Origin of the sequence: Clostridium saudiense (assembly GCF_000577815.1) — a bacterium.
Lineage (GTDB): Bacteria > Bacillota > Clostridia > Clostridiales > Clostridiaceae > Clostridium > Clostridium saudiense.
The window spans coordinates 1-19553 of record NZ_CBYM010000006.1 but is presented as its reverse complement, the minus strand read 5'-3'; the positions used below and the strand labels follow the sequence as shown (position 1 = coordinate 19553).

Genomic DNA, 19553 nt, shown 5'->3' with positions numbered 1-19553 from the left:
TATGTATTGAATATTAATTATTAAAAATTCAAATAATAAATTTGATAAAAATATATTGTTTGGAGGTAAGATAAAATGTTTGAACACAAAAAACAACTATTACATGAAGTAAAGGTTGAAAGACCTAACCCACAATATGCAGTATTAATGCAAGAACAATTAGGTGGTGGAAATGGTGAACTTAAAGCAGCAATGCAATATATTTCTCAAAGTTTTAGAATAAAAGACCCCGAAATTAAGGATTTATTTTTAGATATTGGAGCAGAAGAGTTAAGTCATATGGAGATGGTTTCACAAACTATTAATCTATTAAATGGACATGATGTTAATAATAATGAAGTTTGTAATGGAGAAATTCAAACTCATGTACAATGTGGATTATCACCAGTACTTATTAACTCATCAGGTGCACCTTGGACTGCTGATTATGTTACTGTTACTGGTGATTTAGTTGCAGATTTATTATCAAATATAGCATCTGAACAAAGAGCGAAGGTTGTATATGAATATCTTTATAGGCAAATAGAAGATAAGGAAGTAAGAGCAACAATAGATTTTTTACTTAATAGAGAAGAAGCTCATAATGCATTATTTAGGGAGGCTTTAAATAAGGTGCAAAAGAGTGGTTCAAATAAAGACTTTGGAGTTACAGAAGATTCAAAGTTATACTTTGACTTATCAACACCAGGACCTTCACATGAAGCTCCAAATCCAACACCACCTTCATTTGAAAACCCTAGAAGATAGTATTTAGTGTAGAAAGTATATTAACTTAGTATAAACTAAATTTTAAAGGTATTATATTTAATAATTTATAGTGAATAAATAAGTTAATATTAGAAAATATTAATTAATGAATTTATAATACTGGAGGAATAGTAATGGCAAATTTAAATCAACTAGAATTACAAAATTTGCGTCATTTAATTGGTGCTCATTGTACTATTGAGAAAAAACTAGATTTTTATTCTAAACAATGTACAGATACAACATTAAAAAACATGTTGGCAAAGGATGCACAAGATGCAAAGGCTAACAAAGAAAAGCTAATGTTCTTTTTAGAGTAGGAGGAAAATATTATGCAAGAAAAGGAAATGATAAGTGATTATTTAGCAGGATTAAATGCAAGTTTATCAGGATATGGCAGTATAATTTCTCAGTGTGAAAATGAAGAACTACGTTCTACAATACAACTTATGAGAGATCAAGATGAGATTCGTCAATATGCTCTTTTCAAAATTGCTAAGGAAAAGGGATATTACATACCTGCACAAAAAGCAACAGATACTGAAATTGCTACAGTTAAGCAACAGCTTTCACAAGGATAATGCTTTTTATATAATAAAATACTATATTAGTAACTAAAAAGTATATTATAATTAAATGAGAATAACGTATTATTAAAAAGTTAATATGTGGTGTTTTTTAGTGCGCAATTCAAAAAAAATACAGAATAAAATTACAGGTAACTAGATATATAGAAATAATATATCTAGTTCTATTTTGTACAAAAAAACAAGAACGTATGTTTGCGATAAGAACAAATACTTGGAATAAATAGTACAAATTATGAGAATAATGTTATATTTTATAAAAATAACCTATTTGTAGGGTTGGAGAAAAATATAAACTAAGAAAAGATATTATAGATTTGATTCCAGGGCATACATGTTATATAGAACTGTTTTTGGAGCGGTATGGGTTTATTTTGGAAAAGAACCAAGTACGATAGAAGTTATAAATGATATAGATAAAGAATTAATAAATCTATTTAAAATGATAAAATATCATTCTCCAGAGATTGAAAGATTATTAGGGTATGAGTTTTCTAGAAGAGATATTTTTGAAGAGTATAAAAACTATAATATAAATTATTTAACTGAAATACATAGAGCTATTAGGTTCTTATATTTAATAACTCAAAGTTTTGTTGGTAAGGGGAAGACATATGGATATGGAACTACAACTAAACCAAGTCAAAAAGTATTTTATAAGAATATGTTAAGTGACATAAGAGAAAGACTAAGCAACACATATGTAGAGAATTTAAGTTTTGAAAAAATTATTGATAAATATGATAGAGATATAGCTTTTTCTTTTGTGATCCTCCGTATTTTGAAACTGCAGGATATGATAATAAGTTTGGAGAAAAAGAACATATCATTTTAAGGGACAAGCTTAAAATTTTAAAAGGTAAATTTTTGTTAACTATTAATGACCATGAAAAAGTAAGAGAATGGTACGAAGAATTCAATATAAAAGAAGTTGAAGTTAATTATTCGGTTTCGAGAGCTGCAGAAGGAAGAGGTAAATACAGGGAGTTAATAATAACTAATTATTAAGACTAATATGATTAATTAGGGAAAACTGAATGAAGTAAGGGGGAAGTAGAGTGAAGATAAAAATAAAAAATGGTAAATTAATAATAAAGGTAAAAAAGAAAAATACAAGATAGTAAATTAATAAAAATACTTCTACATACATTATTTATTTGATATAATTTTATAGTTGCTAAAGCTAATGCTATATTAAAAAATTACTGTATTTATGTATGGAGTGGAACAGTATGTACTAAGCCTCAAATGTTATCAATATCTGTGAGACCAGAAAGACTATCTTATGAATATATAAAAGAAACAATGGAATTCACAGTTAACCTTCCAAGTAGTGATATGACAAGAGCTGTTGACTACTGTGGAGTTAGACCGGGACGTAAGTTTGATAAAATAAAAGAAATGAATTTTACAATGGTAGAGGGGACAAATGTAGATGTTCCATATATAAATGAATGTCCTATATCGATTGAATGTAAAGTTAAAAGTATAATTCCTCTTGGTACACATGATTTATTTATTGCAGAGGTAGTAGGCTCATATGTAGATAAAGATTTAATGGATGAAAAGGGGAAAATTCATCTTGAAGAAGCTGATTTAATTACATATTATCATGGAGAATACTTCAAAATGGATACAGAAGCCTTAGGTAAGTTTGGATATTCAGTAGCAAAAAAGCCAATACATAAAAAAGAAGTCAAAGCAAAATTAGATGATACTAAAGTAAAAGAAGTAAAGCAAAGCTCTATATTAAAAAAGAATTCTGAGGAAAAATCTGTAAAAAACAATAAGAATAATAAAAATAAAGGTAAAAAGAATTTTATTACAACAAAAAATACAAAGAAATTAAAAAATAAAGTTAAATAAAGAAATGAGGATGAAAAATGTTTATAATATCATATAGACTTCCATATGAAAAATTAGATTCAACTATAGAAGAATTAGCTATAAATGACATTTATAATGTTTTCTATGAAAATCCATTAGAGATTACTACTGACGATTACGGATATGGATATATAGAAAGAGATGATGAAGAAATAATATTAAAGGTTGCCTATGAAGAACAAGAAGGTCTAGAAGAGTTTAAAGAAAAGTTAAAAGAGATTTTAAAAATGGATTATATAGATGTTGAGGAAAACAATAATGATTATACTACATTTGATTTTCCTGCTATTCATTTAGATGATAAATATGTTATAGCTGGACCAGAAGAGGAGTTTGAGGGAAAAACAAAAATTAACTTTATATCTCAGGGGGCTTTTGGAACAGGGCTTCACGAAACGACTCAAGATATATTAAAGCTAATTTTAAATGAGTTAGATTTAAAAGATAAAACTGTTTTAGATATTGGAACAGGATCAGGTATACTTTCGATTGCTGCATCTATTGCAGGAGCAAAAAGTATTGTAGCAGTTGATATAAGAGATGTTGAAGATGAGGTAATGTTAAATGCTTCATTGAATAATTTAACTAATATAGAAGCTGTAGTAGGAAATATATTAGATGATACTGAATTAGTTAAGGAAAGTTTTGATTGGATATTCATAAATATTGGTGGAGAAGAAACTAAGATGTTTATGGAATATATAAAGTCTCATTTAAAAGAAGGTGGAAATTTATTAGTTTCTGGACTTGTAGAATGGAGCTTTGATGAAGTTAAGAATAATGTTGAAAGCTATGGCTTTAAACTTATAAGCAAACATCAAACGAATGAATGGGTAACTGCAGTATTTAGATAGTAACAAAGATAAAATTCTATAAGGGTAGTGGCTTATAAGTTTTAAGTGACAAGTTTCAAGTTGAGGAATAAATTTAGCATAGGCTGAATTTCTAAATAAAAAAGAAACTCCAGAAGGAGTTTCTTTTTTATTTGTTTTTTGTCACTATTTTAGTATCTAGAATATCTTCCTCTTCTATTTCTTCTACGTCTCTTAGAGTTCATCATTAATTTTATTGTTACAAATAATAATACAATTATTAAAATTATTATTAATAAAGAAAGAGCGTAAATTCCTATATTAGCTTTTAATATTTGACCAGTACTTAAAGTGATAGATCCCTTAACAGTTTGAGTATAATCACCACTAGTATAAACTAAATCAACATTGTTATTAGAAGCAACCTTCCAAGCATTTAGTTCATTACTTGGTACTTCTAAATTAGAATGAGTATCATTAAAGCTATTTTGATAATATTCAATATCTTGATCTAAAACAACAGGAGCTGTAATAGTTTTTGTTGGACCAAAGAATCTAAATAGTTTATAGTTTAATTCAACAGTAGATATTTCGTCTCCAGCAGATTTATAAGTAGTTTTTTGTGCATCATAGCTATAATCAGCAATTGATTGAGTGTCATTAAATACATTCATTCCATCTGCTCCATATAGAGAACCTAAAACTACAGTAATTAAATTTCTTCCGTTTCTGTTATAGTATCCTACAAAGCAATGACCAGCTTTAGTTTCATTACCAGTTTTACCACCAATATTACCATCAACGCCAAGTAATTTATCTCTAGTTTCGATATAAATTGTCTTACCATCTAAAATAACAGACGTTTTATCTATTCCCATAGATTCTCTTACCCAATCATTTTCATAAGCAGCTTTAGCAATTAAAGCTAAATCGTAAGCTGTAGTAACATTATGATTGTTAGCATCAATTTCTAAACCGTTAGGATTAACAAAGTTAGTGTTTACCGCGCCAAGTTCTTTAGCTCTTTGGTTCATTAATTCTGTAAATTTTTCTACAGAACCAGAAACAGATTCAGCCATCATAACAGCAGCATCATTTGCTGAATAAACCATAACAGCATCCATTACTTCATTAGCAGTTAGTGTATCACCAGGTTGTGCAGTATTACCAATAAAATTATTTAATGTTGTTTCTCTTAGTGAAACTGAATTTTCAGTGTAAGGAATTAAATCATCCTTATTTTTGTTTTCAGCAAATAGTAGAGAAGTTAATAATTTAGTTGTACTTGCAGGTGAACGTTGTTCATCAGCATTTTTTGAATAAATAATTTCGCCTGTATCTAAATCCATAGTAATAGCAGATTGCCCCATTATTTGAGGCTCAGTTGCAGCAAATACATTAATAGTATTAAAGAAAGGTACTACTAATGATAAGCATAGTGTTAGAACAAAAGCTCTAAAAAATTTCTTTGACATATAATCTCCCCGTCCTTCTTATAAGTAAATATTATTATTTTTGTTTATTGTTTAACCTGTTAATCATTACTTCTTTAGCTTTTATTTCTAAAGAATCGTCTAGTCTTTCTAAAGCAACTTCTGAGTACTTCATTTCTAAAGCTGTTTTAATAAATCTATCTGCTAGTTCAGGATTTTTTGCAAGTAATGATCCATGGAAGTATGTACAATAAGTATTCTTATATATACAGCCTTCATAGCCATCAGATCCATTATTACCATAACCATGAACACATTTTCCAAGTGGCTTTAATCCATTAACATAAGTTCTACCAGAGTGATTTTCAAATCCAACATAAGTTTCATTGAAATCTTCATTGTAAATAACAGTATCTCCAATAAATCTAGTATCTCCAGCTTCAGTATAAATATCTAATATGCCTAAGCCTTCAATTCTTTCACCATTAGGAGCAGTATAGTATTTACCTAATAATTGATATCCACCACAGATAGCTATTAGAACTTTACCATTATTAATGTATCTTGATAACTCTTCTTTTTTATTATTCATCAAGTCAGAAGATACTATCGATTGTTCAAAATCTTGGCCACCGCCAAAAAATACTATATCGTAATCATCTGCATTAAATTCATCATTGATTGAAATGTTAAGTATATTAACTTTAATTCCACGATTTTCAGCTCTGTGTTTTAAAATTAATATATTTCCAACATCACCATATACGTTTAATAAATCAGGATAAAGGTGACAAATATTTAATTCCATAATAGCCTCCTAAACACTACCAAAGTTTTTTTATATAACCCTTAGAATGTAAATACTTTCTGTAATTTATCATTGCTGTATAAGTTGCAAGGATATATATTTTTTTGTTTTTACCATTTTTGATTTGTTCAGTTAATTTTTCATATTCTTCTTCAATAACAAACTTAGATGGAGAAATACCAGCAGTTTTTAGCCTTACTGCCATATCAAAAGTTCTAAGACCTGATACATAAACTTCATCTAAAGGTGTATTATTTAAAATTTCAAAATTAACATCCCAAATCCAAGAAACATCTCTACCATCAGCATAATTATCATTTAATAAAAATGCACAAGAGAAGGAATCTTTATTTAAGCAAAGGGTGTCTAAAGCTTGATTATATCCAGCTGGATTTTTAACTAAAATAATTTTTGCTTCTTTGTCATCTATATTTATTATTTCTTGTCTTCCAAAACTAGAACTTTGATTTTCTAAAGATTTTTTTATACAAGCATCATCAATATTAAGTTCTTTTGCTATTGAATAAGCACAAAGAGCATTATAGATGTTATATACACCAGATTGACCTAAGAAGATTTCAGTGTTTCCAAATTTAACAGTAGAGCTTTCTGCTGTTAATTCTACAATTTCGTCTACACCATACTTAATAGCAGGATGAGTATAACCACAGCCTGTACAGTAATAATCTCCTAAATGATTATATGTAACAAAGTTATAACTATAAGGAGTTTTGCAGAACTTACAGAACTTTGAATCTGCATTAACATCAATAGTTTTATTTTCGTTTATTGGTGTTTTAAATCCATAAAATACTAATGGATTCTTCACATCAAGCTTTCCAAGTAATGATTCATCACCATTTAAAACTAGCTTACTTTCAGGTACAAGAGTTATACCCTCTAAAATTTTAGTTAATGTTGTATAAACTTCTCCATATCTATCAAGTTGATCCCTAAATAAATTTGTTACAGTAATTATTTCAGGATTAATATACTTTGTTATAAATTTTAAATTAGCTTCATCTACCTCTATAATTGCATATTTATTTTCATCTTTATTGAAGAATTTATAGTTTTCAACGAAAGTAGTAACTATACCTGGGAAAAGATTAGCCCCTGTGTTATTAGTTATTACTGGGTAACCTTTTTCTTTAATGATGTTATAAATCATGCTTGTAGTAGTAGTTTTACCATTAGTTCCTGTAACTAATACTACTTTATATCCCTTAGATACAGTTGCTAAAATGTTATTATCTAATTTTAATGCAACTCTACCAGGAAAAGTAGTACCACCTTTTAAAATGGTTTTAGTAAGAAATAATGTGAATTTTGTTGCTAATATACTGAGAATTGACTTAATATTAATTTTCTTCACCACCTACAATAGTTTATTTACATTATTAACAATAATATTGAACTATAATCATTTAATAATAATATTACAGGATATTTCCAAACCTATTGATTTAATAATTGCAAAATTTGCAATTAGGGTTAATAAAACTAACAAGAAAATATAGTTCGTTGCTTAAATAATATATTTAGGTTGTTAATTAAGATTTAGAATTCCGATTATAAGTTAAATTATAATATTCTTTTAAAGATTATATCAATACTAAAATAGTATATCATAAACTTAGATTTTAACAAATGCATCTTAACAGGATATTTAAATTAAATTAAAAAAAAATAGAATAAATTATATAAATATGAATAATTATTTAACATTTCCCTATACAATATTGACAGTCAATTTGCATGAGAAGATAATATATTAAAAAACTAAATAGGAGATGATAGTTTTGAAGAAGTTTTCGTTTGTCGATAAAGAAGGTAAAGAAATTAAATGTTATAAATGGGAAGTTAAAGGTGAAGCAAAGGGAATAATACAGATTTCACATGGAATGACTGAGTATGCTTGTAGATATGATTATTTTGCAAATAAACTTACAGAACATGGCTTCATAGTATATGCACATGATCATAGAGGGCATGGAGAAACTTCTAAGGAAGATGAAGAAAGAGGTTACATAGCTGATAATGAAGGTTTTGATATGCTTGTTGAAAATGTTAAAGAACTTACAGATATAATAAAGAAAGAAAATGAAGGTTTACCTTTAATATTATTTGGGCATAGCATGGGTTCTTTTGTAAGTCAAAGATATATTGAGTTATATGGTAAAGAATTAGATGGAGTAATATTATCGGGAACAAATGGAAGACCTGAATACATAACAAAATTAGGAATATTAATTTCAAAAGTTGAAATGATGATAAGAGGAAGAAAAGCTAAAAGTAAGATAATGGACAAGTTATCATTTGGAAACTTCAATAGAAGTTTCAAACCTAATAGAACAAATTATGATTGGCTATGCTCTGTTGATGAGGAGGTGGACAAGTATATAGAAAGCGATTACTGTGGATTTATTTGTACAACATCATATTATTATGATTTAATAAGAGGATTATGGAAGATTAATAAAAAAGAAAACTTAGAATTAATCCCTAAAGATTTACCAGTATTAATTTTTGCCGGTGATAAAGATCCAGTTGGAGATTTTGGTAAAGGTATAAAAAGATTATATGAATGCTATAAAGAATTAGGAATACATGACTTGAAATATAAATTATATAAGAATGGTAGACATGAAATGCTAAATGAAAGTAATAAAGATGAAGTTATTTTAGATATATTAAATTGGACGAATAGAATTGTAAAGGTTAATGAAAAAGTAACAAACTAAAAATATATTACTCATAAACATTATTTACTGTTAAGTAACATATATTTTATTAGTAAATAAAAGGGGTGATGTTTGTGAGAAAAAAGAAGAAACCTAAAGTTAAAAAGTCGATTAATAGAAGAAAGAATATATTTAAAGAGATATTTTGCGTTAATGGAAAGTTTGAATTTATAGGTTTATTAAAAAATATTATGATGCCTGTTATTGGGAGTTTGATAGTAGGCTTTGTTACTAAAAATTCAATGAGTATATATGATGTATTAAAAAAAAGTATTCTTACACCGCCTAATTTAGTTTTTAGGATAGTATGGATTGCTTTATATATTTTAATGGGTATTGCTGCTTATAGAATATATATGAATAACAAGCAAGGGAAAAATGATCATGGAGGATATTTTAATTATTTAGTACAACTTTTAATAAGTTTTCTATGGGCAATTATATTTTTTAATTTAAGATTATATGGTATTTCATTTATATTAATATGTATTTTGCTTTTACTAATAGTAATAACTACAGTTAAATTTTTTAAGGATGACAAAATAGCTGGAGCATTGATGATTCCTTATATTTTATGGGTTGTATTTGCAACATATTTATCACTTTATATTTGGATATTTAATGAAATGTAATTAATAAAATTTGAATTATAAAAATAAATAGGATAAAATATAAATCTGGTAATGATGTAAATACGGATTTAAGGAGAAGAGTATTTTGAAGAAAGTAATAATAGCAGAAAAACCATCAGTTGCTAAAAATATAGCGGATGCATATAAGATAAAAACTAGAAGAGATGGGTTTTATGAAGGCGACGATTATTTAGTTACTTGGGCTTTTGGTCATTTACTTCAATTGTATGATGCAAAGGATTATGATGAAAATATGAAGGGATGGAGAATGGATAAATTCCCTTTTATTCCTGAAGGTTTTAAGTATAAAATAAAATGTGATAGTAGTAATAGAGAAGTTGTTGATAAAGGTGCAGAAAAACAAATAAATATTATTAAAGGATTAATTGACAGAGATGATGTTGATGGAGTAATTTCTGCAACAGACTTTGATAGAGAAGGTCAGGTTATCTCAGATGAATTATTTATCCATTATGATATAAAAAAGCCTATTTATAGACTTCTTCTTAATGAATGGACAGAAGATGAAGTAAAGAAGGGAATGGCAAATTTAAAGCCTAATAGTGAAATGAAACCACTTCAAGATGCTGGAATAGGAAGACAGTTGGCAGATTGGACAATAGGTATTAATTTGACATCTGTTGCAACATTAAGATATGGTGCTAGTGAAAAAAAGACAATTAACATAGGTAGAGTTTTATTGCCTACTTTAAAGATAATTTATGATAGGGATAAAGAAATTGAAAATTTTAAGGAGTCTTCATATTATAAGTTATTAATTAATTTAAAATCAAAAGATAATATAGAGTTTGAAAGTCTTTATTATGAAAATGCTTCTGAAAAGTTTGAGAAAAAAGAGTATTTAGACAATTTAAGTAAATTATTAAAAGAAAAGCAAGCAGTAGTTGTAGACAAAGAAATTGAAAAGAAGAGGGAATATCCACAAAGTCTTTTTAATCTTTCTAATTTACAAGGATATATAACTAGTAAATATAAAGGATGGACTTCAGATAAGGTATTAAAGGTTGCACAGGGGTTATATGAAAAAAAACTTATAACATATCCTAGAACTGCAAGTAGTGTATTAGAAGAAAGTTTAGTTGATAAAGCAAAAAAAGTGCTTGAAACCCATAAAAAAGGTTTACCTTATGAAGATCAAATAAAATTCGTTCAATCTAAAAGAGTTTTTGATAATTCTAAGGTTGAGAGCCATAGTGCTATTACTCCTACATATGTAATACCAAAAGGATTAACTACAGATGAACAACATGTTTATAATGCTATAAAAAATAGATTTATAATGCAATTTATGCCTGTTGCCCAATTTGAGGAAACGAAAATAACATTAAAAGTTAACGACGAACAGTTAAAAGGCGAGTTTATTTCTAAGGGAAAAGTAGAAATAGTTAAAGGATGGAGAGTAGTTGAGAAAATAGAATCAAAAGATACAATCCTACCTTTAGTTGAAAAGGGTGAAAATTTAGATATAGTAGATAGTAAGGTTAATAAAGTGACAAAGAAACCACCGAAGTATCATACAGAAAAAACTCTTTTAAGAGTTATGGAGACTTGTGGAAAGTCTTTTAAGGATGATAAAGATGATAGTTCAGATGATGAGAGCAATTCAGAAGAAATGATGAAAGCTATATTAAGTGGTTTTAGTATAGGAACTCCAGCCACTAGAGCTGAAACTATAAAAAAGCTAAAAGATATTGGATATATTAAAACTAAAGGAAAGAGTTTAACTACAACTGAGCTTGGAAGAACAATAGTAGAAATTTTTCCAGCTAAAGAACTTTTAGATTTAGAATATACAGGAAGACTTGAAAAAACATTATCTGATATTGAAAAAGGGAAATTTAAAAAAGAGGATTTCTTAAATTTAATTTATGACTTTACAAGAAGTTCGGTAGAAAAGATTAAAAATGATAGTTCTATGCTTCATAAGTTTAAAGTTGAAAAGCCAGAAGGGGTAGAGGAAATTGGTAAATGTCCGGTTTGTGGTAATTCGATTATAGAAGGTGAAAAAGGATATGGATGTGTCAATTGGAAAAATGGTTGCAAATATACTATTTGGAAAAATGATAAATTTATTGAATCCCTAGGTAAAAAGGTAACTAAGGAAATGGTTCAATTACTTCTTAAGAATGGTAAAGTTGGATTTAGAAATCTAAAGAGTAAAAAAGGTACTTTATTTTCTGCATATTTAAGATATGAAAAAGATGAAAAGACAGGATATTATAATTGGAAATTTGAATTTATAAATTAAAAAAGCTTTGGCAGTATTTTGCTGCTAAAGCTTTTTTTAATAATTTATTTTTATTAGTGAATTTATTTAATTAATACTGAAAGCAAAGAATAACATAAAGGAGCTAAAAATACTGTTATTATACCAGCAACACCGATAGATAATGAACTCATTGCCCCTTCTTGTTCACCAATTTCTAATGCTTTTGAAGTTCCTACAGCGTGAGAAGCAGTTCCTAGTGAAATCCCTCTAGCAATTGGACTATTAATTCTTAATATTTTAAAAACTGTAGGTCCTACAATTGCCCCTATTATTCCAGATAATATAATAGCTAAGACAGTAATTGAAGTAACACCACCAAGTGTATTTGTAATTTCAATTCCTATTGGGGTTGTTACACTTTTAGATAATAATGAAACTGTTAGAGTATTATCTAATCCTAAGAAAAATGAAATTGAAATAACTGATAATACACTAACTAGAGTACCTACGAATATCCCAGAAATAATAGGAAGAAAATTCTTCTTGAGTAAATTAAGATTTTTATATAAAGGAACAGCTAGAACTATTGTTGCAGGGCCAAGAAAAATATTTATAAATTGACCGCCTTGATTGTAAGTATCAAAATCTATATTAAATATTTTTAAAAAGCCTATTACAATTATTGTGGCAATTAAAAGTGGATTAAAAAGTGGGAATTTTGTTTTTTTATAAATAAATAAACCTATTTCAAATGCTACAAGAGATATGAATATTCCAAAAAACATGTTATTTGTAAATATATCCATTTATTTATGCCTCCTTTTTATTAAATTTATCCTCATTGTCATTATTATTTTCTAATTTTGATTTTTTCTTGCAAATAAATTCTACAGTTAGTGCTGTAGCAGATAATACGATTATTGTAGTTAATATACATAATATAACTATTTTTAATATACTACCCTTTAAAGCACCAAATGAAGTCATTAACCCTACAGAAGCAGGAATGAAGAAAAAGGCTAAATGATCTAAAAAGAAGTTAGAAAGTGTTTCAATTTTTTCAACTTTTAATATTTTAGAATTTAGTAATAAAAATAACAATATCATTCCAATAATATTTCCTGGTACAGGAAGATTTAATAGTTTGGAAATAATTTCACCTGCAAAATAAATTGAAAGAATCAAAATAGATTCTCTAAAAAATTTCATGAGTAAACCTCCTTATAAATTTAAGTAGATAATTTTAAAAGCCTATTATTATAATATAATACAAAATAATATTATGTCTATATGGAAAGAAGGATGTTTTATCATAAAGAAATCTATGAATTTATGAAAAATAAATGGATGAAACGATTGCAAAAATTAACAAAAAATAATCATGTATCATAATATAAATCATAATAATATAAGCAATTTTATCTAAAAAGGAGTATGTATGAATAAAACTTTTAAGCGTTTTGCAGCTATATTAAGTGTGGTTGCCCTAGTAGGTGCAATATTTATAGGCTGCGGTAAATCAGAAGCTAAAAAAGATAGTACATCAAAGGGAACTACAAGTACTGATGAAGCAAATTTACAAACTGTTAGATTAAATGAAGTTGTAAGATCTGTATTTTATGCTCCAATGTATGTTGCAATAAATGAAGGCTTTTTTGAAGAAGAAGGACTTAATATTGATTTATCTACAGGACAAGGTGCCGATACAACACAATCTAAATAACAACATATGTCCATAATAAATGAAAGGCTGTAGAGCTACCTACAACCTTAGTTTATATCCAACTTCATTTGTTTCGCTGTCATAGGTAAAATACTCAATAAAGTTCATTATTAAATTTCTTTTAGCTTCAACATCTTCAATTAAATCAATTGTATTTATAAAAAGTTTATGACTTTCTAAAAGTAGTTGTTTTTTATTTTCTTCATCTTCAACATCAAACATAGAAATATTAATTTCATTTATTCTTTTATTAATATTATCATTTTCAGTTTTTATTTTTTTTATTTCTGTTTGGATCATGGACAGAACATCAATATCATCTATTAATGCTAATTTTTTAATAAGGCCTTGAAGCAATTTATCATTTTCATTAAGATTTTTATTTAATGATGTTAGTTCTCTTTTTAATGAAGCATTATTATTTTTTGTTCTTTTAATATTAATAATATCTTCAATATTAATATTTTTACATAAATCTATGACAAATTGTTCAAGCTCATCAGCATTGACCATTTTTGAGTCACATCTATTAGAAGATCTATTTTTTAATTCACACCTATAACTTCTATAATAGATACCTTTAGATGTTCTACTCCAAGAGCACATACTAGAACCACATCTTGAACATTTTAACATTCCACTTAATAAAAATTTATTGCCAGTAGCTTTTCTTGGGGATGTTTTACTTGAAATTTCTGATAAAATATTTTGACACTCTACCCATTCAGCTCCAGGAATAATACCAGGATGTTTACCGGTAGCAATAATCCATTCTTCAATAGGATTTTCCTTCTTTCCACCTTTTCTTTTATTATAGACCATTAGACCATATTTATTATTTTCACTACAATTAAGAGTTGAACCTTTAGATTCGAAATATTTTATTGCATTTTCATCAGAACAACAGTAAACAGGATTCTTTAATATTTGCAGTACTGTATTTCTGCTAAAATCGCCCCCATTTTTTCCTTTTATATAATTAGAGACTAAATACCTTGCTATGGGAACAGTGCTCTTATATTCGGGATATAGCTTATATATGAGCCTTACTATTTCAATTTCTTCCTCAACAACTTCTAATTTATACATTCTCTTATTATTTTCTGTTATTTGAACTGATTTAAAACCCAGAGGAGGAGTACCACCTAACCATCTACCAGTACGAGATAGCTCAAGCATATTATCCTTTATACGTTCAGCTATAGTCTCCCTTTCAATTTGTGCAAATGTAGCACTAATATTAATCATAGCTCTACCCATTATAGTGCTGGTGTCAAACTGCTCTGTTATACTTATAAAAGCTATATTACTTTCTTCTAATATTTTATAAGTAGAAGAAAAGTCAGCTACATTACGAGCAATTCTATCTAATCTATAGCATATAAGAGCAGAGAATCTTTTTAATTTCGCATCATTCATCATTTTAGTGAACTGGGGCCTATTAATATTTCCACCAGACCAGCCTTCATCTTCATAGATAAGAAAATTAACATCTTCATTTGTTGTATTCAGAAAATATTTTTTACAAAGTTCTATTTGATTAGAAATAGATTCACCTTTTTTAGTGGCTTTTGATTTTCTTGCATAGATAGCAACATTCATTTATATCACCTCGCTGTATATTATTGACTAAAAAAATTCCATTATTCCAAAATTAGGAGAGAAGTATATTAAATAGTTATCAATTTTATAGCATGTACCATACTTACTCTTATAATATTCGATAGCTTCTAGTAAAAACCATTCTGGAATTTCTAAAAATTCTGCAAGTTCATATCTGCCCCTAACACCAGCTTTATGAGCATTAATTAAATCAACTATTCCAACAAGTCTTTCATATGCCCAGGCACGTGCTCTAAGCTCTTGTTTAACGTTTCTTATATCGCTTTGGTCAATTATATCTCCATAACTAGTAAAATGATGTCCAAGCTCTTCAGCAAGTATACAAGTCTTTTCCTTATTTGTTTCTATATTAGAATCTATTATTATTTTTTTATTTTTATATAAACCTTTAAATCCATACTTTAGAGGCTTTTCTTTAACTTTTACGTGTTTATCATATTTAATCATAAGTTTTTCATATTCCATTATATTTTCCCTTTCTTGCTTGAATATATGTTCGCTTAGTGGCTAAAAAATAAAAGGCTGAAGGCCTAACTTTTTAAATTTAGTAGTATAACATTCACTTTTTATGATTATTATAGTAATATATAGTTAATTACAGTTTAAGGAAGTGATTTTATGTCATTTATAAAAAGAATTTACAACATTATGGATAAACAATTAACTAAAATAGAAAATAATATATATAACACTGAAAATAGTAAATATACTGAAAAAAGTATTAAATTTCAAAGAGAGCTAGAAGAAAAAGTATCTAACTCTCAATCTAGAATAAATAATATACGAAATTCTATTCAAAATACAAAGCAATAGGAAGAAGCACTTTACTATCTATAGAAACATTCATAGCATTTTTATAAAAAGCATTATTTACTCTAAGATAATTTATAGTCTTTAGATTTATAATTAATCTTATTTCCTTTTGTATATGCTTTGACAAATACTTTTTTTCCACTTTTTAGTGTCCTATAGTGTCCTCTTACTCCCCAAGATTCTGTATGCTTATTATATTTCTTTTTAAATATATCTAATAAAGTAGGATTAGCAGTTTTTATTGTTATATCAATATCTTCAAATTTTATAACATTTTTGTAATATTGTATTTTTTGTTCACTTTGTTCTTGGATATTATGATTATTATTTTGTATAGGGATAATAGTAGTATCTAATGATATGTTTTTTCTATTTTTTTCAATCAAGTAAAAATACCCAATAACACCAGCATATCTGCATGATATATAATTTATATAAGACTGTAATTGGTCTTTAGATATTTTTATAAATCTTAATCCTTTTTTTATATTAACTATTCTATCTGATAAAAAAGAACCATTTATATTAAAGTCTAAATCAAAAGAACATTCGAATATTAACTTTCCTTTTTCATAACTATAGCTTTCAAGATGGGATATTTTTTTGCTTACTTGACTATAGTATATATAGTGATTACTATAACCTTCTTTAAATACAAAAACACATTCATTGAATATCCCTGTAAATGGGATATATTCTTTTATATCTAACTTTTTTCTTATTTTTTCAATATTATCATTAGTTATTATAACATTATCAAATTTATTGAAATCCGATATATTTTTAATCATTTTCTGCCTCCGTTAAAATAAATAAATATTTTAAATAAGATATTTATTTAGTAGCGTATAATTGTGTAATCAAATAAGATTAAATGTACTATTTAGTATTTAATATAAAAATTACTTTTGTGTTAAAGTTAAAAATAAATAGCTTTAAAGCCTTAATTTATATTTTATCTAAAGTATTTTAGATTGTTTGATATTTTATCTATTCATCATCAAAATCATTAAATAAAGTATCTATATAGAACGTATATTTAAGAATTTTCAGATTTAACTCTATTATAGATTTCATTATATATTTTAGCTTCGCCATCTATATACCAATAAGTAACTATGTATTGATCTAATAAACTTTTATCAGCTTTAGTTGAAATATTCATTACTTGACATCTATGACATACTATACTGTTTATAAATTGTGTTGCTTCAGCAGTGGTTTTACCAACTTGTACAAAATGACCTTCACCAGTACGAGCAACGTTTATTTTTGTTGGATATGTACCAGGTGTTTTTGCTTCTTCTAATATCTTTGGTAACATTTCTTTTTTAAACTCTTCCCAAGCAATAGCTCTTAGTTCCTTTTCACTAACTTTTTTTTTCTTAGTTCCAAACATTTTATCCCATCCCTTTAATTAATTATTTTATCTAAAGTATTTTAGATTTATTTAAATTTTATCTATTCATCATCAAAATCATCAAATAAAGTATCTATATAACTTTTAAGCAGTTTCATTTTCTTTGGTGTAATTTCTTTATCTTTAGATTCTAAGTGAGCTGCTATTGTTTCTACTTCTGGTGATAGTTTATGTTCTTTGTTATCATTTTTTACAATAGGTGTTCTTATATCACTCACACCCATTAGGTAGTCTATAGAAACATCAAAGTAGTCTGTTAGCAACCTTATGATATCGCCTTTGGGTTCTCTTCCATTTTCATATCTTGAAATTGTAGATTTGGCACTACCAATATTATTAGCAAGTTGCTCAACGGTAAGTTGTTTTTCTTTTCTTAATTCTTTTAATCTTTCTGCAAAAGTTGCCATTTGAACACCTCCTTAATTAAAATTATAAGGCTCAATAACCATATTGGGAATAAAAGTACCCAATTTTAGTATTTTTTTAACAAAAAAGTGTTGACATGTTCCCAAAATGAGATTATAGTATAAATATACCAATTCCCAATCGGGATTAAGGAGGGGAGTAATGATTAACTTAAGAAGGTTAAGAGGGTTAAGAGTAGAACACGATTTAACCCAAAAGGAATTTGCTTCATGGATTGGAATGCCTATATCTACATACAGAAAGAAAGAGTTAGGTGTAAGTCCAATACAATTAGAAGAAGCGTATAAAATATCACAATTACTTGGTGAGAGTATAGAGGATATTTTTTTTAAAAGTAAAGTTCCCAAATAGGAATAAAAATATATACAAATTTAGTTTAACCAAAATTATAAATTTGAATATTATATCTTAATAAAATTTTAAAGAGGTAAAATATGGGGATAGGAACAGAAATATTTACAATGCCAGGAAGTAAGTTTAAGGCTGTTTGTTTAAATCCAGTTGAAGATCCAGAAAAGATAAATGAAATTTCACAAAGATATTATCAAGGTTTAGTTAACGCTTTAGAAATTACTTTTGGTGAAATGTGGGCAACAGAGATTTTTAAGATAAGGGGTTGGACAGAAGAAGATTTTATAAAAGTAGGAGGAAAGTATGAATTTAGAGGAAAGAAAGCAATTGAAGAAGGAGATAGTAGAAAAAATATTGGAAGCTAATCCAGAAGCAACACCGAATTATTGCATAGTACTTTTAGATGAAATTAAAGAAAGTGTAATAAGTGCTGCGATGAATAGTATTTTAACAAAGTGAATTTTAAACATAAGACAAGCAAGGCTGAAAAGCCTTTTTAAAAGGTCGAATGTGCGAAAAATGATGTAGAAAAAGTAAATATAAAGACTAGATAAGGCGATAAGCCTTTTAAAAATAACATAATGGCGAAAAATACCGTTGAATATAAAGATAATGGAGGATAAAAAGATGGAAGATGTAAAATATCAAAGAAAAGAAGGAGTTCAATTATTCATTAATGAAGAATTAGAACTTGAAGTAAGAGCAATTAAAAATGAAGATAGAAGTATTTCTTTAAATGCAGAAGATACAGCTATAGGCTTTGGTTGGTATCAAATTAAAAATAATAAAAAATATCCTAAATGGGAGAGGGTTAATGGATTTATCAGTGAGTTTGGAAATTCTCCACTTGTGGGGAAAGATGATTACATTCCAGAAAGCTTATTTTATCTACTTGGAATGAAAGCAAATAATGATGTTGCTAAAAAGTTTCAAATGTGGTTAGCGACAGAAGTATTACCAAGCATGAGAAAATACGGAATGTATGCAACAGATGAATTGTTAGATAATCCAGATTTACTTATAGCAGCTGCAACAAAATTGAAAGAGGAAAGAGCTGCAAGGTTAGAAGCAGAGAAGCAAAGGGACAAGCTAGTACATCAAAATAAGTTGTACACAACATCAGAAATTGCTAAGGAATTAGGGTTAAGTAGTGCTACAAAGCTTAACAATTTATTGTCAGAAAAGAAGATACAGTACAAACAAAATAAAACATGGCTTTTATATTCTAAATATTCTGAATTAGGTTTAGTAAGCATTAAGCAAGAAGTTTTAGATAACGGGAAAATAATATATGACAGAAAGTGGACAGGCAAAGGC

General features: G+C 27.2%; 24 protein-coding genes and 1 pseudogene. 15 read left to right on the top strand and 10 right to left on the bottom strand.

Annotated features, from left to right (window positions below):
* Positions 1 to 75 precede the first annotated feature (75 nt).
* The 6 genes and pseudogenes from TY07_RS04600 (at position 76) to TY07_RS04575 (ending at position 4075) form a co-directional block, all read left to right on the top strand.
* Positions 76 to 747 carry a manganese catalase family protein gene (locus TY07_RS04600; protein ID WP_042396048.1) on the top strand — a complete coding sequence of 224 codons (672 nt, stop codon included), beginning with the start codon at positions 76 to 78 and terminating at the stop codon, positions 745 to 747.
* Between the two features lie 134 nt (positions 748 to 881).
* Positions 882 to 1067, top strand: coding sequence for a hypothetical protein (locus TY07_RS04595; protein ID WP_042396045.1), 186 nt, complete (start codon positions 882 to 884; stop codon positions 1065 to 1067).
* Positions 1068 to 1079: 12 nt separating this feature from the next.
* Positions 1080 to 1328, top strand: coding sequence for a spore coat protein (locus tag TY07_RS04590; protein WP_042396043.1), 249 nt, complete (start codon positions 1080 to 1082; stop codon positions 1326 to 1328).
* Positions 1329 to 1603: 275 nt separating this feature from the next.
* Positions 1604 to 2342, top strand: a pseudogene (locus tag TY07_RS04585) (DNA adenine methylase).
* A 240-nt stretch (positions 2343 to 2582) separates the two neighbouring features.
* A complete protein-coding gene (locus tag TY07_RS04580) occupies positions 2583 to 3200 on the top strand; it encodes a flavin reductase family protein (protein ID WP_078061292.1) in 618 nt (205 codons plus the stop codon).
* A 17-nt stretch (positions 3201 to 3217) separates the two neighbouring features.
* Entirely contained in the window at positions 3218 to 4075 is an 858-nt protein-coding gene (locus tag TY07_RS04575) for a 50S ribosomal protein L11 methyltransferase (RefSeq protein ID WP_042396038.1), read from the top strand.
* 149 nt (positions 4076 to 4224) lie between these two features.
* Here TY07_RS04575 and TY07_RS04570 read toward each other — a convergent pair whose 3' ends face one another.
* From TY07_RS04570 to TY07_RS04560, 3 genes are read right to left on the bottom strand one after another with little or no spacing between them, the layout of a single operon-like run.
* On the bottom strand, positions 4225 to 5508 hold the full coding sequence (locus TY07_RS04570) for a D-alanyl-D-alanine carboxypeptidase family protein (protein ID WP_042396036.1): 1284 nt from the start codon (positions 5506 to 5508) through the stop codon (positions 4225 to 4227).
* 34 nt (positions 5509 to 5542) lie between these two features.
* Positions 5543 to 6274, bottom strand: a complete 732-nt coding sequence (locus tag TY07_RS04565) for a type 1 glutamine amidotransferase (RefSeq protein WP_042396033.1) — start codon at positions 6272 to 6274, stop codon at positions 5543 to 5545.
* 16 nt (positions 6275 to 6290) lie between these two features.
* A complete protein-coding gene (locus TY07_RS04560) occupies positions 6291 to 7649 on the bottom strand; it encodes a Mur ligase family protein (RefSeq protein WP_042396029.1) in 1359 nt (452 codons plus the stop codon).
* 418 nt (positions 7650 to 8067) lie between these two features.
* Here TY07_RS04560 and TY07_RS04555 point away from each other — a divergent pair, with 418 nt between their 5' ends.
* The 3 genes from TY07_RS04555 to TY07_RS04545 all read left to right on the top strand — a co-directional run bounded on the left by TY07_RS04555 (position 8068) and on the right by TY07_RS04545 (position 11919).
* Positions 8068 to 9018 carry an alpha/beta hydrolase gene (locus tag TY07_RS04555; RefSeq protein WP_042396026.1) on the top strand — a complete coding sequence of 317 codons (951 nt, stop codon included), beginning with the start codon at positions 8068 to 8070 and terminating at the stop codon, positions 9016 to 9018.
* A 68-nt stretch (positions 9019 to 9086) separates the two neighbouring features.
* Positions 9087 to 9650 (top strand): TspO/MBR family protein, encoded by a 564-nt coding sequence (locus TY07_RS04550; RefSeq protein WP_052330612.1) that lies wholly within the window; start codon positions 9087 to 9089, stop codon positions 9648 to 9650.
* A gap of 85 nt (positions 9651 to 9735) precedes the next feature.
* Positions 9736 to 11919, top strand: a complete 2184-nt coding sequence (locus TY07_RS04545; RefSeq protein WP_042396023.1) for a type IA DNA topoisomerase — start codon at positions 9736 to 9738, stop codon at positions 11917 to 11919.
* Between the two features lie 62 nt (positions 11920 to 11981).
* Here TY07_RS04545 and TY07_RS04540 read toward each other — a convergent pair whose 3' ends face one another.
* Positions 11982 to 12686 (bottom strand): LrgB family protein, encoded by a 705-nt coding sequence (locus TY07_RS04540; RefSeq protein ID WP_042396020.1) that lies wholly within the window; start codon positions 12684 to 12686, stop codon positions 11982 to 11984.
* 4 nt (positions 12687 to 12690) lie between these two features.
* Complete coding sequence (locus TY07_RS04535; protein WP_042396017.1) at positions 12691 to 13089, bottom strand: CidA/LrgA family protein; 399 nt, start codon at positions 13087 to 13089, stop codon at positions 12691 to 12693.
* Positions 13090 to 13318: 229 nt separating this feature from the next.
* Here TY07_RS04535 and TY07_RS04530 point away from each other — a divergent pair, with 229 nt between their 5' ends.
* Positions 13319 to 13603, top strand: coding sequence for an ABC transporter substrate-binding protein (locus TY07_RS04530; RefSeq protein WP_042396014.1), 285 nt, complete (start codon positions 13319 to 13321; stop codon positions 13601 to 13603).
* A 39-nt stretch (positions 13604 to 13642) separates the two neighbouring features.
* Here TY07_RS04530 and TY07_RS04525 read toward each other — a convergent pair whose 3' ends face one another.
* Both TY07_RS04525 and TY07_RS04520 read right to left on the bottom strand, forming a co-directional pair.
* On the bottom strand, positions 13643 to 15205 hold the full coding sequence (locus TY07_RS04525; protein ID WP_042396011.1) for a recombinase family protein: 1563 nt from the start codon (positions 15203 to 15205) through the stop codon (positions 13643 to 13645).
* A gap of 27 nt (positions 15206 to 15232) precedes the next feature.
* The gene (locus TY07_RS04520; RefSeq protein WP_042396008.1) at positions 15233 to 15691 is read right to left on the bottom strand and encodes an ImmA/IrrE family metallo-endopeptidase; all 459 of its coding nucleotides are present in this window, start codon (positions 15689 to 15691) and stop codon (positions 15233 to 15235) included.
* Between the two features lie 153 nt (positions 15692 to 15844).
* Between TY07_RS04520 and TY07_RS04515 the strand changes: the two genes are divergently transcribed.
* Positions 15845 to 16039: a hypothetical protein gene (locus TY07_RS04515; RefSeq protein ID WP_042396004.1), complete on the top strand. Its 195-nt coding sequence runs from the start codon at positions 15845 to 15847 to the stop codon at positions 16037 to 16039.
* A 62-nt stretch (positions 16040 to 16101) separates the two neighbouring features.
* Here TY07_RS04515 and TY07_RS04510 read toward each other — a convergent pair whose 3' ends face one another.
* The 3 genes from TY07_RS04510 to TY07_RS04500 all read right to left on the bottom strand — a co-directional run bounded on the left by TY07_RS04510 (position 16102) and on the right by TY07_RS04500 (position 17866).
* Positions 16102 to 16830, bottom strand: coding sequence for a hypothetical protein (locus tag TY07_RS04510; RefSeq protein ID WP_042396002.1), 729 nt, complete (start codon positions 16828 to 16830; stop codon positions 16102 to 16104).
* Between the two features lie 248 nt (positions 16831 to 17078).
* Positions 17079 to 17438 (bottom strand): hypothetical protein, encoded by a 360-nt coding sequence (locus TY07_RS04505; RefSeq protein WP_042396000.1) that lies wholly within the window; start codon positions 17436 to 17438, stop codon positions 17079 to 17081.
* 62 nt (positions 17439 to 17500) lie between these two features.
* A complete protein-coding gene (locus TY07_RS04500) occupies positions 17501 to 17866 on the bottom strand; it encodes a helix-turn-helix domain-containing protein (RefSeq protein WP_042395998.1) in 366 nt (121 codons plus the stop codon).
* Positions 17867 to 18026: 160 nt separating this feature from the next.
* Between TY07_RS04500 and TY07_RS04495 the strand changes: the two genes are divergently transcribed.
* The 4 genes from TY07_RS04495 to TY07_RS18540 form a co-directional block, all read left to right on the top strand.
* The gene (locus tag TY07_RS04495; protein WP_042395996.1) at positions 18027 to 18236 is read left to right on the top strand and encodes a helix-turn-helix transcriptional regulator; all 210 of its coding nucleotides are present in this window, start codon (positions 18027 to 18029) and stop codon (positions 18234 to 18236) included.
* A gap of 83 nt (positions 18237 to 18319) precedes the next feature.
* Positions 18320 to 18601 carry a beta/alpha barrel domain-containing protein gene (locus tag TY07_RS04490; RefSeq protein WP_042395994.1) on the top strand — a complete coding sequence of 94 codons (282 nt, stop codon included), beginning with the start codon at positions 18320 to 18322 and terminating at the stop codon, positions 18599 to 18601.
* Positions 18564 to 18695 carry a hypothetical protein gene (locus TY07_RS18710; RefSeq protein ID WP_278244467.1) on the top strand — a complete coding sequence of 44 codons (132 nt, stop codon included), beginning with the start codon at positions 18564 to 18566 and terminating at the stop codon, positions 18693 to 18695. The genes TY07_RS04490 and TY07_RS18710 overlap by 38 nt, the downstream gene beginning before the upstream one ends.
* 168 nt (positions 18696 to 18863) lie before the next feature.
* Positions 18864 to 19553: phage antirepressor KilAC domain-containing protein (locus TY07_RS18540; protein WP_042395990.1), on the top strand; the 690-nt coding region annotated here is incomplete at its 3' end.